General features: G+C 55.7%; 15 protein-coding genes and 3 tRNA genes. 13 read left to right on the top strand and 5 right to left on the bottom strand.

Annotated features, from left to right (window positions below; all coding sequences use genetic code 11):
* Positions 1–886 (top strand): radical SAM protein (locus tag ACTF5G_RS00735; RefSeq protein WP_438950896.1); only part of this gene is annotated, 886 nt, incomplete at its 5' end.
* Between the two features lie 79 nt (positions 887–965).
* Here the strand turns inward: ACTF5G_RS00735 and ACTF5G_RS00730 are convergent.
* Positions 966–1,532, bottom strand: a complete 567-nt coding sequence (locus tag ACTF5G_RS00730; protein ID WP_438950895.1) for a TetR/AcrR family transcriptional regulator — start codon at positions 1,530–1,532, stop codon at positions 966–968.
* A 133-nt stretch (positions 1,533–1,665) separates the two neighbouring features.
* Here ACTF5G_RS00730 and ACTF5G_RS00725 point away from each other — a divergent pair, with 133 nt between their 5' ends.
* From ACTF5G_RS00725 to ACTF5G_RS00700, 6 genes are all read left to right on the top strand, one after another.
* Positions 1,666–2,136 carry a MaoC family dehydratase gene (locus tag ACTF5G_RS00725; protein ID WP_438950894.1) on the top strand — a complete coding sequence of 157 codons (471 nt, stop codon included), beginning with the start codon at positions 1,666–1,668 and terminating at the stop codon, positions 2,134–2,136.
* A 15-nt stretch (positions 2,137–2,151) separates the two neighbouring features.
* Entirely contained in the window at positions 2,152–2,826 is a 675-nt protein-coding gene (locus ACTF5G_RS00720) for an alpha/beta fold hydrolase (protein WP_438950893.1), read from the top strand.
* Positions 2,789–3,016, top strand: a complete 228-nt coding sequence (locus tag ACTF5G_RS00715; RefSeq protein WP_438950892.1) for an alpha/beta fold hydrolase — start codon at positions 2,789–2,791, stop codon at positions 3,014–3,016. Before ACTF5G_RS00720 ends, ACTF5G_RS00715 begins: the two co-directional genes overlap by 38 nt.
* 61 nt (positions 3,017–3,077) lie before the next feature.
* The gene (locus ACTF5G_RS00710) at positions 3,078–4,082 is read left to right on the top strand and encodes an NADP-dependent oxidoreductase (protein WP_438950891.1); all 1,005 of its coding nucleotides are present in this window, start codon (positions 3,078–3,080) and stop codon (positions 4,080–4,082) included.
* 279 nt (positions 4,083–4,361) lie between these two features.
* On the top strand, positions 4,362–4,646 hold the full coding sequence (locus ACTF5G_RS00705) for a hypothetical protein (RefSeq protein ID WP_438950890.1): 285 nt from the start codon (positions 4,362–4,364) through the stop codon (positions 4,644–4,646).
* 43 nt (positions 4,647–4,689) lie between these two features.
* Positions 4,690–6,135: an FGGY family carbohydrate kinase gene (locus ACTF5G_RS00700; RefSeq protein ID WP_438950889.1), complete on the top strand. Its 1,446-nt coding sequence runs from the start codon at positions 4,690–4,692 to the stop codon at positions 6,133–6,135.
* Positions 6,136–6,147: 12 nt separating this feature from the next.
* Here ACTF5G_RS00700 and ACTF5G_RS00695 read toward each other — a convergent pair whose 3' ends face one another.
* From ACTF5G_RS00695 to folD, 3 genes are all read right to left on the bottom strand, one after another.
* Positions 6,148–7,353: an FAD-dependent oxidoreductase gene (locus tag ACTF5G_RS00695; protein WP_438950888.1), complete on the bottom strand. Its 1,206-nt coding sequence runs from the start codon at positions 7,351–7,353 to the stop codon at positions 6,148–6,150.
* Positions 7,354–7,355: 2 nt separating this feature from the next.
* On the bottom strand, positions 7,356–8,096 hold the full coding sequence (locus ACTF5G_RS00690; protein WP_438950887.1) for a glycerophosphodiester phosphodiesterase family protein: 741 nt from the start codon (positions 8,094–8,096) through the stop codon (positions 7,356–7,358).
* Between the two features lie 85 nt (positions 8,097–8,181).
* A complete protein-coding gene (folD, locus tag ACTF5G_RS00685; RefSeq protein WP_438950886.1) occupies positions 8,182–9,027 on the bottom strand; it encodes a bifunctional methylenetetrahydrofolate dehydrogenase/methenyltetrahydrofolate cyclohydrolase FolD in 846 nt (281 codons plus the stop codon).
* Positions 9,028–9,191: 164 nt separating this feature from the next.
* On the opposite strand from folD, the gene ACTF5G_RS00680 reads away from it, so the two are divergent.
* From ACTF5G_RS00680 to ACTF5G_RS00655, 6 genes are all read left to right on the top strand, one after another.
* A tRNA-Pro gene (locus tag ACTF5G_RS00680) sits at positions 9,192–9,268 on the top strand.
* A gap of 37 nt (positions 9,269–9,305) precedes the next feature.
* Positions 9,306–9,382 (top strand) — tRNA-Arg (locus ACTF5G_RS00675).
* A 37-nt stretch (positions 9,383–9,419) separates the two neighbouring features.
* A tRNA-His gene (locus ACTF5G_RS00670) sits at positions 9,420–9,495 on the top strand.
* A gap of 511 nt (positions 9,496–10,006) precedes the next feature.
* Positions 10,007–10,171 carry a CPXCG motif-containing cysteine-rich protein gene (locus ACTF5G_RS00665; RefSeq protein ID WP_438950885.1) on the top strand — a complete coding sequence of 55 codons (165 nt, stop codon included), beginning with the start codon at positions 10,007–10,009 and terminating at the stop codon, positions 10,169–10,171.
* A gap of 128 nt (positions 10,172–10,299) precedes the next feature.
* Entirely contained in the window at positions 10,300–10,422 is a 123-nt protein-coding gene (locus ACTF5G_RS00660) for a hypothetical protein (RefSeq protein ID WP_438950884.1), read from the top strand.
* A 39-nt stretch (positions 10,423–10,461) separates the two neighbouring features.
* Positions 10,462–11,529, top strand: a complete 1,068-nt coding sequence (locus ACTF5G_RS00655; RefSeq protein ID WP_438950883.1) for an HD domain-containing phosphohydrolase — start codon at positions 10,462–10,464, stop codon at positions 11,527–11,529.
* A gap of 113 nt (positions 11,530–11,642) precedes the next feature.
* Here the strand turns inward: ACTF5G_RS00655 and ACTF5G_RS00650 are convergent, their stop codons facing one another.
* On the bottom strand, positions 11,643–13,955 hold the full coding sequence (locus ACTF5G_RS00650; RefSeq protein ID WP_438950882.1) for a Tex family protein: 2,313 nt from the start codon (positions 13,953–13,955) through the stop codon (positions 11,643–11,645).
* Positions 13,956–14,024: the final 69 nt, after the last annotated feature.

Genomic DNA, 14,024 nt, shown 5'->3' with positions numbered 1-14,024 from the left:
GTATATGGGTTATATAGAACCCCTTTTTCGTCCACCCAGCGAAGCCCGCTCGCTGATCCTGCAGGTCACTAACGGCTGCTCCTGGAACCGCTGTACTTTCTGCGAAATGTACACCGCGCCGCAGAAGAAATTCAGCGTCAAACCGCAAATGGACATTGAGCAGGAACTGCAACAGGTGGCTGGTAGCGGCTACCCCGTGCGCCGGGTGTTCCTGGCGGATGGCGACGCCATGATGCTGTCTTTCCGCCGCCTCAGGGAAATTCTGCTGGCCATCCGCCAATATCTGCCAAATGTACAGCGCATTTCCTCCTACTGTCTGCCCCGCAACCTGAAAAACAAATCTGTGGAAGAGCTGGCGGAACTGCAACAGCTCGGCCTAAGCCTGATGTACGTGGGGTGTGAATCCGGCGACGACCTGGTGCTGGAAAAAATCGACAAGGGCGAAAACTACGCCTCTTCACTGGATGCCCTGCACAAAATCAAACAGGCCGGCATGAAAAGTTCAGTGATGATTCTCAATGGACTCGGCGGGCAACAATATACCGAGCAGCACGCTATCAACTCCGCCAAATTGATGAACGAGGCCCAGCCGGAATTTCTCTCGACTCTGGTGGTAAGCTTTCCCGGTGGCACTGAACGGTTTCAGCAAGGTTTCGGTGGCGAATTTCAACCGCTGACCCAGCAGCAACTGTTTCAGGAAATGGAAATCCTGCTGGATACCCTGACGCTGGAGCGCACCGTATTCCGCAGCGATCACGCCTCCAACTACCTGGTCCTGAAAGGCACCCTCGACCGCGATAAAGACCAGTTATTGCAGCAGGTACGCACCGCGATTCAGCGGCCTAGCATGATTCCGTTGAGAGAGGAGTGGCAGAGGGGGTTGTAACCACATTGCATGCGTTGGGACGTTTGAGCTGTCAAAAATTCACTAAAAACAGGTACCTCAAGCCAGAGTACTTTTGGCATCACCTTTTAACTTCTGTTAGGCCAGCATCCAAAATTTCCTGTGACAGAATGGGATCGTCCACGATTCGCGCCATGACCATGGTGCCCACCAGGGTTGCGTAGGCACTGATAGCTTTCTGCCTTTTTGCCGCTTTGGATTTGCCCGGCACCAGCTTGGTCAGAAAGTCGAGAGCAGAGCGTATGGCGCCGGAAGCGGCATGTCGTACGTCCGCTCCCTGTCGCGACAAGTCCGGGCCAAGTGCGGCCAGCAGACAACCTTCACCGGGGTTGTCGCGATGGTTGCGACTCAGGTAGCGATCGACTATGGCAGTCAGTGGATCATCCGATGATCTATCCACGAACTCGTTCCATTCAGTCAGAGAGTGTTTGAGGGTGCAGGTGGACGCTTCGGCAATCAGGGCCTCTTTAGAGGCGAAGTGGCCGTAGAAACCGCCGTGGGTGAGGCCCACCTCTTGCATAAGGCCGGCGACCCCAATACCGTCAAAACCCCGCTCACGGAATAGCTGGGATGCTGTCTCGACAATCCGTTCCCGGTTCTGGGCAGCTTGTTCTCTGGTCACTTTCATCTCGCTCTCCTTCGGTGCGCCGGTAAACTGCTTGACATTATATATGACGATTATCATATAATTCAATAATGACGGTCATCATGTAACTGTTGGGCGTTGCGCTAGATCACTGTTCACCGGGGAGGTGGCCAATATGACCGAGCGATATTTGGAAGATTTTGCGGCAGGACAACAATTCAGTTCTGACCGAATGCGCATCGACACTGAGCGTATTAAAAGCTTTGCCGCCGAGTTCGACCCGCAACCGTTTCATCTCGATGAAGGCGCTGGCAGTCATTCGATATTTGGCGGTCTCGCCGCCAGCGGTTGGCACACTGCGGCGATCACCATGAATTTATTGGTCGACAGTGATTTCAAGCCCGCCTCGGGAATCGTCGGCGCCGGCTTTGATGAATTGCGCTGGCCCCGACCGGTGCGACCGGAGGATGAGCTGCGGGTCGAAAGTGAAGTACTGGCGACCCGCGTCTCCAAATCCTCTCCCGAGCTGGGAATGCTCAAGGTGAAGAGCACGACGCTGAATCAGCACAACGAACCCGTGCAGGTGTTTGTGGTGAATCTGCTCGTCCCCTGCCGCCCTGCATCATCAACAAAAGCCCTCAATTAATTTCAGGAGTAACACATGACCCACTTCGACAATGTGAACCAGGCTTCCACCATTAGCACCAAATATGTAGACGTCAGCGGTGTTCGCTACGCCTATCGCGAATTGGGTCAGGTGAATCCCTCGGACCCTACGCCTCTGGTTTTTCTGCAGCGTTTCCGCGGCACCCTGGATGACTGGGACCCCGGCTTTGTGGACGCAATGACCAGGACGCGCCATGTCATCCTTTTCAGTGACGCGGGAATCGGCACCTCGACAGGTTCTGCCGCGGCCAGCGTGGATGAGAAGACCTGCAACGCTGCCGACTTCGTGAGGGCGCTGGGCTATCAGACTGTCGATGTGTTGGGTTTCTCAATGGGCGGCTTTGTCGCCCAGGCCATCGCCATGGCTGAACCAACACTGGTGCGCAAGGTGGTGCTGGTCGGCACCGGTGCGGGCGGCAATCCCGACAACGAACCGCCAACCGACATCGTCTTCAACATTGCGACACAAACGGAGTACAGCTTTGAAGATATCCGCTATCTGTTCTTTGCGGTCGGTCGTGAACAGGAGACACAGGCGTTCATTGAGCGGGTTATGTCCCGCAGCGAAGACCTGGAACCGGCGGTTGGACCAGAGGTGATGGGGGGTGATGGCGCAGCTAATCGGGGATTTCATGAGTGGGACGAGTGGTCACTACAGTCGCCTGAATGAACTGCGACAACCGACGCTGATTGTGTCCGGGGATCGCGATCCCTTCTTTCCGGCGAAGAACCACTGGGTATTGTACCGGGAGCTTCCCAACGCCCAGTTGGCCATGTACCCCAATGCTGGTCACGGGCCCCACCAGCAACACCCGCAGGAGGTGGCGGCGCAGATTGACTATTTTTTGGCAACCACTTGATCGGAAAATATTCGACCATGAACTCGGTGGGTCTGGTTAACCATTTAGCGGGGGAGCTGTCATGAAGGCGTTCATTATTGAAGGCTATGGCAAAAAGGGCGGTGACCGGATTGGTGATCTGCCGAAGCCAACGTTGCGGGATGACGACGTGCTGGTTGAAGTCCACGCCGCCAGCATTAACCCGCTGGATGTGAAAATCAAAAGTGGTGAGTTCAAGCGCCTTTTGCCTTACCAGCTGCCACTTGTTATGGGCAATGATCTGGCCGGTGTGGTGGTTCGCGTCGGCCCACAAGTGACGCGATTCAAGCCCGGCGATGAAATCTATGCGCGGCCGGATGTTGACCGCATCGGTGCCTTCGCGGAATACATCGCGGTAAAAGAAGATTCCCTAGCCCTCAAGCCGAAAACCCTCAGCGTGACAGAGGCGGCATCGATCCCGCTGGTGGGTTTGACCGCCTGGCAGGTCCTAGTTGAAAAAGCGAATCTGCGACAGGGTCAAAAAGTTCTGATCCATGCGGGCTCCGGTGGTGTGGGAACCTTTGCCATCCAGTTGGCAAAACACCTGGGTGCCACCGTGGCAACGACAACCAGCACGGCGAATGTGGATTGGGTGAAGGGCCTTGGCGCGGATACTGTGGTCGACTACACGCGGGACGACTTTGAAAAAATACTCAGCGACTACGATCTGGTGTTGAGTAGCCTGGACACCAGGACGCTCGAAAAATCGGTGCAAGTGCTAAAGCCCGGGGGCAAGCTGATCTCGATTTCCGGGCCGCCGGACCCCGACTTTGCGAAAGCGCTGGGCCTGGGCTGGGCTTTTACCCAACTCATAGGGCTGTTGAGCTATGGCATCAGGAGGAAGGCAAAACGGCATCGGGTAAGCTATACATTTCATTTTATGAGCGCGAATGGCAGTCAACTGGAACGCATCGCTTCACTGATTGATTCCGGTGTCATAAAACCGGTTATTGATCGCGTTTTTCCGTTTGCCGCTATCAAAGAGGCGATGGCCTACGCCGCAACAGGGCGGGCCAAAGGCAAGGTCGTCGTCAAGATGAAATCGTAGCCGCAATCTGTAAGAGAACAGGAGCACCGTATTTTTGTGGTGCCCCATTTGGTTCCATATTAAGCAGGGTGTTGGGGGCATGAAGGAGACGGATAACTTCCCCCAGAGCTGCTGGATAAGTATTAAAGAGCTCGGTGCCAACCGAGAATTATTCCTAATAACCATTATGATATCTTTTGGTGATGTAGGCTGGCTTTGCAGTTATTGCCAAGTAATGAACGCCCACAAGGTCAGTGATTGGCCCATAATGCGACAGGGATAACAAGTTTAGAGGAGCTTATGCTCAATTTCCTGGGAATTTTCAGTTGGTTGCTGTTCACGTTTGGGGTCGTTGGATTTCTGGTTGTCGCCCTCGGATTTAAACCGGACATTGGTCCGGTAGCTTCGGCGCTCGGAATTCTGGGAACCCAGGTGATATTTTCGGCGATGATTCTGTACGGATTCAGGTTGCATCGGCAGGGCAGAATTGGCAGAAATAACCTCGTTTACGTTAGTTGGATTATCGTCGCCGCTCTTATGATTATCGGTCAGGTCTGGATTAACATCAGTGACGTCAACTTTTAACAATAATTTAAAGGGGTCGGTGACAACTGAGAATGGTTCTCAATTGTCACCGACCCCTTTAAGTCATTCGCTTTATTTGGTAATTGACCAGGGTGGCCAAAGCAGCCGGGCGTTGGTGTTTGATGCCAATGGCGATACCACGCTATTGCTGCGGCGCGCTGTGGCGACCCGGTTTATTGCAGCAAACCGGGTGGAGCAGGTGCCGGCGGATGTGGTGAATTCCATTCGGGAGTTGCTGGATGAAGTTGCCGCCAGGCTGGGGCCGGATCTGCAATGGCTGCAGTCCGCTGCGCTGGTGACCCAACGCTCCAGTCTGGTGTGCTGGCATCGGCAAACCGGTGAGCCGCTGTCGCCGGTCATCAGTTGGCAGGATACCCGCGCTGCCGCGTATCTGGCTGACATGAAGCTTGATCCGGCAGAGATCGCCGATCTTACGGGTCTGCGCCCCAACGCCCATTATGGTGCCAGCAAGTTGCGCTGGTGCATGGATCATATTCCTGCGGTAAGCGAGGCGATGGATACCGATCAGTTGCTGTGTGGGCCACTGGCAAGTTATCTGTTGTTTGCCATGACCCGGGAGCACTCGGTGGCGGTAGATCCGGGTAATGCCCAGCGCACCCTGTTGTGGAATATTCATCATGGCGACTGGGATGAAACCCTGCTGAGCCAGTTTGCCATCCCCCGCAGGGTGCTGCCCCCGGTTTGTTTCACGCAATCGGATTTCGGGCATCTTCTTCTTGGCGGCAAAGCAGTGCCGCTGGCGCTGATGAATGGCGATCAGAATGCCGCGTTTTTTGGTGTTGGTCCGCCGCAACCCGATCGTCTTTATATCAATGCGGGCACCGGGGCATTTATTGCCAGGTCGTGGCCGGCTGATGATACGGCACCGGCCGGCCTGCTGAAAACCCTGGTCTATCAGTCCGCCCGGCAGTGTCTGTTTGTTGCCGAAGGCACGGTGAATGGCGCGGCCAGTGCCATTGATCAGTTAAGTGTCGAGTTGGGTGTCGAGGATTATTCGTCTTGCCTGGCGGAGTGGTGTCAGACCGAGCGGGATGTGCCGCTGTTTCTCAATGGTGTTGGCGGATTGGGTGCGCCCTGGTGGCGGAGTGATTTTCATAGCCGGTTTATCGGTGAGGGTTCCACGGCGGGTAAACTTGTCGCCGTACTGGAAAGCGTGATGTTTATGCTGATGGTGAACCTGACCCGCCTTCGTGAGGGTCGCGGTCCTGTCGTGGAGATAGTGGTCGGTGGTGGCCTGTCGAGAATCGACGGTTTCTGTCAACGGCTGGCAGACCTGTCCGGATTGAAGGTATTGCGCAATGGTGAAATGGAAAGTACCGCGAGGGGTGCGGCTTTTCTGCTGGCAGGTCAACCCGGAGATTGGCAGTCGGCATTTGAGCAGTTTGGGCCGCAGCCTGATGGCGTTATAAAGCAGCGTTATACGGACTGGCTTAAGGCCATGGCGGATGCAACCGCCATGTCTGTCTGACAGGGCCTGGAGTCAGGGTTGCTCTGCAGCGGGCGTCAGGGGTAACCGGCAGGTGTCACCGCGTCGCCCGGCACTGGCCGGCCCCAGTTTTTTCCCGATCCGCTCCAGGACTTTTTCGGCAGTGGCGCGGTAGCCGGTGAGTTTGCCGCCATAGATCGCGAGATAGTGAGAATTCTCGACGAATTCCACCTCGCGGCTACGCTGGTGAAACCCCCCGGTGGCTTTTGGCAGCACCCGGAGCCCCGCCATTTCGCCGCACACCCGGCCATCATAGTCGGGAAAATAATGCCGCAAAATGCCCAATAAGTAGTCCCTCTCTGCCGCCGTGGGCAGCACCTGATCCGGGTCGCCGTCAAAGCCGGTTTCGGTGGTGCCGAGCAGGGTGGTGTTGTACCAGGGCAAAACGAACACGGCGCGGCCATCGCTGGGGGATTCCAGATAAAAACAGCGGTCGCTGATCTTCCTGTCCAGCAGCAGGTGGATTCCCTGTACCAGATCCACCTCGAGATGGCCGGGTTCCGGTGTTATTCGCCGGGCAATTCGATTGGCCCAGGGGCCGCCGGCATTGACCAGAAAACGGCAGTGCACAGTTCGCTGTCCTACCGATGTTTTAATCAGGACCCGATAGCCCTCCGGCGTGCTTTCGGCAGCGATGACCTCGGCCGGACTGCAAACTTCGGCGCCCATAGAGGCGGCAGACTGAATGACCGCGCTGGTGAGTTTGGCGTCATCGGTCTGAGCATCGCGGTAGCGATAAACCTTTTTCAGCCCGGCTGTTTTCAGGCCTGCGAGTTCGGGCCACTCGGCGGGCGGAATCACCTTGAATCGGGCATCGCTGCGACAGCCCGACAGGAGCCAGTAGAGTGTCAGACCGGCGCGAAGCTGCCAGGCGCGCAGGCGCGATCCTTTATAAAGGGGAATGTAGAACCAGTTGCCATAAACCAGCTGTGGCGCCAGCGATAACAACAGCGAGCGTTCCCTGAGGCTTTCCCGCACCAGTGAGAACTCCCAACTTTGCAGGTAGCGGAGGCCGCCGTGAATCAGTTTGCTGGATTTGCTGGAGGTGCCCGATCCCCAGTAGTTTTTTTCCAGTATCAGACAGTTATAGCCCGCGGCTTGGGCGGCCTGTACCACCCCGGCGCCCTGAATGCCACCGCCGATCACGACCACATCGAAATGGCTGTCGGGATGTGGTTGATCGGTGTTGTTGCCGGCCACCGTCAGAGGGCCCGGTGGGCGAGATTGGTAATCATGCTGGCGATATCGAAGGTTTCCACCATATCCGCACCGCGGTTGAACCAGTCGATGGCCTGATCGGGGACTTCCACCTCGTACACTACGACAGTACTTTGCAGATCGTCCAGCGTGGCCCCTTCCGGCACTTTGTCGGTGTCGCAGAAAATAAATTCCGGTTGGATGTCGGTGATCCAGGGCCCCTGTCTGTCCTGCCAGTCCTTGAGTACCACACCGAGGCGGGGAAACTGCTGCTCATGGGCATGCTGGATAAATTCGTCGCTGAAGCTGATCAGTACGCACTGCCCGATGACCGGGTCGAGAATTCCGGTGACAATGCGGTAGGCATTCTCAATGCCGACAGTCTCCAGCCCGGTGCGCTTCAGTTCGATAAACGCTGTGACGTCGGGATGCTCCGACAGCAACCCGACCAGCGCTGAGAGAGGCGTGATGTGCTCGCTGACGAATGCCTGACCCAGTCGCTCCGGTTCGTTGGCCGGGTATTGGCGCAGTTCTTTCAGGGTTAGTAAGTGAATGGCATTTTCCACGCCGCTGATGCGGGTCATGAGCGTGTCGTGGTACAGCACCGGTTGTTGGTCGGCACTGAACAGGATGTCGGTCTCGATAAATTTTGCCCGGGCTTCAATCGCCTTGCTCATGCCGAGCAGAGTGTTTTCCGGGTAGTGCCTGGGGTAGCCCCGGTGGGCGACCAGTCGGTTCGCTATCATGGTGGTGTCCTGTCACTGCTCTATCTCTTCATCCTAGAGCAGGGCAGGGGTGACGACAATCGCTATCGGGGCGGATGATGACTGTTCAGCCCAGTTTTTTCTCACCGGCGTCAACACACTGCAGGATCAGTGTGTTGATGGTCATTGGGCCGACGCCACCCGGTACCGGGGTGAGAGCGGCGGCGCGATCGTGCAGGGGCGCCAGTTCAATGTCGCCGACCCCACCGGGGTGGTAACCGGCATCCACCACCACCGCGCCATCCCTGACCCAGTCGGCCTTGATGAACTCGGGTTTTCCCACTGCGCCCACCACCAGATCAGCCCCACTGATAATCGCCGCCAGATTTTCCGTCCGGGAATGGCAGATGGTGACAGTGGCATTGGCATTGAGCAGCATCATGGCCATGGGTTTGCCGAGAATCGGGCTACGGCCAACGACCACGGCATACTTGCCAGCGAGTGAAATATCGTACGCTGCCAGCAGGCGCATGATGCCCTGGGGTGTGGCAGAGCCATAGGCGAATTCACCCATGGCCATACGGCCAAAACCGAGGCAGGTAACACCGTCCACGTCCTTTTCCGGGGCGATGCTGTCGAAGCAGAGGCGCTCGTCAATTTGTTCCGGCACCGGGTGCTGCAACAATATACCGTGGCAGTTGGGGTTGGCATTTAGTTCCTGAATTTTGGCCAGCAGCTGTTCGGTGGTGGTGGCATCGGGCATTTCTACCGCGATGGACTCCATGCCGACCCGCTTGCAGGCATTCTGTTTCATTCTCACATAGGTGGCCGATGCCGGATCGCCGCCTACCAGAATGGTGGCGAGAATCGGTGCCTGACCATTACTTTTCTGTTTCAGTTGAGCCACCCGTTCGCTCAGTTCGGCTTCCGTGTGCTGGGCAACGGCTTTGCCATCGAGAATGATTGCTGCCATGGTGGGTCTGACTCCTGAATACGGGTGGGAAGGCGCTTATTTTCGCACTTCACCGCCTGTCTGTGAAGGGAATAAGCGGGGAAGCCGATGGGGCTTTTTGATTGACGAAGCGGGTTGGCGTCAGTATTATGCGCTGCTCTCGAAATGAGGGCTCAGTGAGATAACGGGGAATAGCGCAGTCTGGTAGCGCGCCTGCTTTGGGAGCAGGATGTCGGGGGTTCGAATCCCTCTTCCCCGACCACCCTCATCTTCGGAAACGGTTGTAAAGTGCTTGTTGAGCGCCCGTAGCTCAGCTGGATAGAGCAACGGCCTTCTAAGCCGTAGGTCGCAGGTTCGAATCCTGCCGGGCGTGCCATCCAGTTCTGGCGCAAAAGACAGCAAATTATGCAATGGTGGCTGTAGCTCAGTTGGTAGAGCACAGGATTGTGATTCCTGTGGTCGCGGGTTCGATCCCCGTCAGCCACCCCATCTTCCGGAAGGCGGTCCAGTTGGGCCGCCTTTTTTCGTCTTTTAACGCCCTTGTTTTCACCTCATCCATCCGGTTTCGGTTGTATCTGCGGGGTTGCATAGCGTCTGCTGGCAGCTGAGCAGCAACAATTTACTGACCAGTCGGTGCATTTCCTGTTGAGCAGTTTTTTCTTCTGCGCCGGGTGAACACTCGCAACACCAGTGCAGACATTCCTGACCAGACTCCGCATCGACGATGCGAAGGCACGGGCGGCCTTCTTTGAGATGTGTGTGGATGAGATACCCCATATACTGACTCTCCATATTTTAAATGATAATTATTCGCATTTATGGTGGGTGCGTGTTAAAAGCCCGTCAAGCCTCGGTTTAAATGCAGAGGTGTGTGTCAGTGGAGCGTGATATATTGGCTTATCGTTGCAGGTGCTAACGTCTTACTGTTGAACATCCATGCATTGAACATCGATAACTATCGGGAATATACCGTGCCGTTACTGCAAAGCAGAATGATGCAATGCCCCCCCCCTGTGGCGAGCGGATTGAACTGATCGTTGACTGCTCGATAGAGCATCAGGAATATATTGAGGATTGCAGCGTTTGTTGCAGACCGATAGTGATTTCCCTCGTTACTTTTTCTGGTGAGATTGACTCTCTTCATGTCCGTTCTGAAGATGAGTAGCCAACGCCATGACGCAGAAAAAACGCTGCAAGGACAGGTTCACGAAATATAGAGTAGTACTAGTACTGTTTTGACGTGAGATTATAAACAGGCAACAATGTATTTTGCCGTCAACGGATAGGTTAGGTATGGACGTATTGTCCCGAAAGAAGTTATGGATTGTTATCCTCTTTGCCGTTATCGGCACGAGCTGGATACTCGGCAGTGACTGGCTTCTGTTTCATCTTTTGGGTGATATTGAGGCCACCTAGTGGGTCAGCACCCTTAAAGGACTGTTGTTTGTGGTACTGATGTCACTGCTGCTTTGTTTTATGCTATACAGACTTGAGGACTCCGAAAAACCTGCAATTCAGGCTGAAATTGCCTCTGAATTAGAGTTTTTTAACCTGCCGCAATTTTTTGCTGCCATCCCCGTTATCGTCTATGTGCTGGAAGGAACGCCGGAGGATCAAAGGGTCATATGGGTGAGCGAAAATATTCAGAAAATATTGCAATTTTCAGCGAAAGATATCCTGACCAAGGGGTGGTGGGAAGAACATTTACACCCCGATGACTTCGATCGGTGTGTGATGCGAGCCGAGGAGATATTTCGAAAGGGCGGTGGCATGCATGAATATCGATTCCGTCATGCCAATGGTTCCCATATTATGGTTCAGGATGAATTGCATCAACTTGCTGTCTCATCAGGGACTCGTTTTATCGGCGTCTGGACCGATGTCAGCGAGCCGTATCGGCTGGAGCAGGATGCCCGCCAATATGCCGCTCAGTTGGAGCAGGCTATATTCAACACGGTCGATACTGTCGCCAAATTAACCGAACTGCGGGATCCCTATACAGCGGGCCATGAAAAGCGGGTTGGTGTAATTGCCGCAGCGATTGCGGCTGAAATGGGTTTTGATAAGCGGTTTCAGGAGGGCTTACGTATGGCAGGATTGCTGCACGATATCGGTAAAATCGCCGTTCCCACAGAAATTCTGGTGAAACCGAAAAGATTAAGTGCTAGCGAATATGAGCTGATTAAAGAGCATGCCGAGTTCGGTTGCCAGGTGTTGAAAAACATCCCTTTCCCCTGGCCGGTGGCTGATATTGCCAGACAGCACCATGAGCGAATCGATGGCAGCGGTTACCCCCAGGGACTGAAAGACCAGCAGATCATCATTGAGGCGCGCATCACCGCCATTGCCGATGTGGTGGAGTCGATGGCGTCACATCGACCTTACCGTCCCGCCCTCGGCATTGAAGTGGCACTGGCTGAAATTGAGTCGAATGCTGGCAAGCTGTATGACCTTGATGCCGCCACCGCCTGCCTGCGGTTGTTGAGGGAAAAAGATTATTCGATCAACTGGTCGTCCGCTTAATGTAACGCTTTGTAAAATCCGGATGGCCTGTTGATCAAACCTGATCAACAACCCAAGTCGATCACCTTATCCCTTGACCTGTGAAGCCTGCCTGGAGCGGAGGATTTGCCCGGTCACTGTTTTTTCAGTGCCTCGGTGAACAGTGCGCCGAGGGTGCCCGTCCTGTTGGGCGGCTCCGCGGGCTGCCTGGTTTTGTCAGGACGCGCCTTGCCGGCCTTGCTGATTTGGCGGGGACTTTCTGGTGGACCGTTGCTGTTGGTCGGTTCGTCGCCCAGCCGCATGGTCAGGGCAATACGTTTGCGGGGAATATCCACTTCCAGGACTTTGACTCGCACGGTATCGCCAGCCTTGACGACCTCTCTTGGATCCCTGATAAATTTGTCTGCCAGTGCCGAGATATGTACCAGTCCATCCTGATGTACGCCAATGTCAACAAATGCACCGAAGCTGGTGATGTTGGTGGCCGTGCCCTCCAGAATCATCCCCGGTTGCAGATCCTTCAGGGTTTCAACACCGTCCTTGAAGGTGGCGGTCCTGAATTCCGGGCGCGGGTCGCGGCCGGGTTTGTCCAGTTCACTGAGAATATCCGTGATGGTGGGCAAGCCGAACCGTTCATCCGCATAGTTTTTTGCCGGGATGGTGCGCAGGGTGGCGCTGTCGCCGATCAGTGACTGAATGGGCTTGCCCAGATCCTGCGCCATGCGCGAAACCAGCGGGTAGCTTTCCGGGTGAACAGCGGAGGCGTCCAGCGGGTTGTCGCCATTGGCGACCCGCAAAAACCCGGCGGCCTGCTCGAAGCTTTTGTCGCCCAGTCGGGGCACTTTTTTCAAGGCGGCACGGTTTTTGAATGGGCCGTGCTCATCCCGAAAAGCCACGATATTGTCGGCGATGGTCTGGTTCAGGCCCGCCACCCGATTGAGCAGAGTGGCGGAGGCGGTATTTACCTCGACACCGACGGCATTCACGCAATCCTCCACCACGGTATTCAGGCTGCGGGACAGTTCAACCTGACTGACATCGTGCTGATACTGGCCGACTCCGATGGATTTCGGGTCAATTTTTACCAATTCTGCCAGCGGGTCCTGCAGGCGCCGGGCGATGGAAATGGCGCCGCGAATGGTGACGTCCAGATGGGGGAACTCGCCTGCGGCAAATTCGGACGCTGAATACACGGAGGCGCCGGATTCATTCACCACCACAGCCTGTGTGGCGAGTTCCGGATGGTTTTTCAGCATCCCCCTGACGAAGCGTTCGGTCTCCCGGCTGGCGGTACCATTGCCGATGGCGATCAATGCGATCTGGTATTTGTGGCAGAATGCCAGCAGCTTGGCTTCGGCTTCCCGAGTTTTGTTCTGGGGTGGGGTCGGAAAAATGGCATCGTGATCGACAACTTTTCCCGTGCTGTCCACCACGGCCACTTTGACCCCGGTGCGAAGGCCGGGATCGAGTCCGATGGTGGCTTTCTGTCCCGCCGGAGCGGCCAGCAGCAGATCTTTCATGTTGGCAGCAAACACGCCGATGGCATCGGCTTCGGCCCGCTGTCGCAGTTCTGCTAGCAGATCCGTTTCGATATGTACATGCAGTTTGACTTTCCAGGTCCAGCACACGACCTCGGCCAGCCAGTCATCGGCGGGGCGGTTGTGATGTTCGATAGCCATGTGGCGGGCGATTATGGTTTGGCAGGGATGTTTGTCCGTATCTTCGCAAGCAACGTCTACCTTGATGGAGAGAATGCCTTCGCGACGGCCGCGGAACATGGCCAGTGCGCGGTGTGAGGGGGTGCTCTTCAGCGGTTCACTGTGCTCGAAATAGTCGCGGAACTTCTCGCCATCCTGTTCCTTGCCGGCCATCAGTGTGGCGCTGAGGCTGGCTTCCTCGGCCAGGTAGCGACGCAGCTGGTCAATCAGATCGGCATCCTCGCTGAACCGTTCCATCAGGATATATTTGGCTCCATCCAGTACGGCTTTGCTGTCTGCGATACCCAGTTCCGGATTGATATAGGCCTGGGCTTGATGCTCGGGATTCAGGCCTGGGTCACTGAGCAGTGCATCTGCCAGCGGTTCCAGACCCGCTTCGATGGCAATTTGACCCTTGGTGCGGCGCTTGGGTTTGTAGGGCAGGTAAAGGTCTTCCAGCCGGGTTTTGGTGTCGGCATGAAGAATGGCATTTTTGAGTTCAGGGCTGAGTTTGCCCTGTTCGTCAATCCTGCTGAGAATGGTGGATCGGCGGTCTTCCAGCTCGCGCAGATAGCCGAGCCGTTCCTCCAGCGTGCGAAGCTGTGTGTCATCCAATCCTCCGGTCACTTCCTTGCGGTAACGGGAGATAAACGGTACCGTCGCGCCCTCGTCCAGCAGCTGCATGGCCGCGGCCACCTGGGCGGGTTTGACATTGATTTCTGTGGCGATCTGGTGCTGGATCTTATTCATATTGCCCATCGTGTTATGTGTCGCAGGACTGCCGATAATGACAAAGTAAGGGCGCGATTATGGGCGATT

It is taken from the genome of Porticoccus sp. (genome assembly GCF_965660005.1).
GTDB lineage: Bacteria > Pseudomonadota > Gammaproteobacteria > Pseudomonadales > Porticoccaceae > Porticoccus.
The sequence above is the reverse complement of the archived record's forward strand: the minus strand, read 5'-3'. Positions and strand labels throughout refer to the sequence as shown.

Excerpts from the sequence above, each read along its gene's own strand:
- ACTF5G_RS00730 (WP_438950895.1), bottom strand. The coding sequence starts at position 1,532 with ATGAAAGTGACCAGAGAACAAGCTGCCCAGAACCGGGAACGGATTGTC.
- ACTF5G_RS00725 (WP_438950894.1), top strand. The coding sequence starts at position 1,666 with ATGACCGAGCGATATTTGGAAGATTTTGCGGCAGGACAACAATTCAGT.
- ACTF5G_RS00720 (WP_438950893.1), top strand. The coding sequence starts at position 2,152 with ATGACCCACTTCGACAATGTGAACCAGGCTTCCACCATTAGCACCAAA.
- ACTF5G_RS00715 (WP_438950892.1), top strand. The coding sequence starts at position 2,789 with ATGAGTGGGACGAGTGGTCACTACAGTCGCCTGAATGAACTGCGACAA.
- ACTF5G_RS00710 (WP_438950891.1), top strand. The coding sequence starts at position 3,078 with ATGAAGGCGTTCATTATTGAAGGCTATGGCAAAAAGGGCGGTGACCGG.
- ACTF5G_RS00705 (WP_438950890.1), top strand. The coding sequence starts at position 4,362 with ATGCTCAATTTCCTGGGAATTTTCAGTTGGTTGCTGTTCACGTTTGGG.
- ACTF5G_RS00690 (WP_438950887.1), bottom strand. The coding sequence starts at position 8,096 with ATGATAGCGAACCGACTGGTCGCCCACCGGGGCTACCCCAGGCACTAC.
- folD (WP_438950886.1), bottom strand. The coding sequence starts at position 9,027 with ATGGCAGCAATCATTCTCGATGGCAAAGCCGTTGCCCAGCACACGGAA.
- ACTF5G_RS00665 (WP_438950885.1), top strand. The coding sequence starts at position 10,007 with ATGCCCCCCCCCTGTGGCGAGCGGATTGAACTGATCGTTGACTGCTCG.
- ACTF5G_RS00660 (WP_438950884.1), top strand. The coding sequence starts at position 10,300 with ATGGACGTATTGTCCCGAAAGAAGTTATGGATTGTTATCCTCTTTGCC.
- ACTF5G_RS00655 (WP_438950883.1), top strand. The coding sequence starts at position 10,462 with ATGTCACTGCTGCTTTGTTTTATGCTATACAGACTTGAGGACTCCGAA.
- ACTF5G_RS00650 (WP_438950882.1), bottom strand. The coding sequence starts at position 13,955 with ATGAATAAGATCCAGCACCAGATCGCCACAGAAATCAATGTCAAACCC.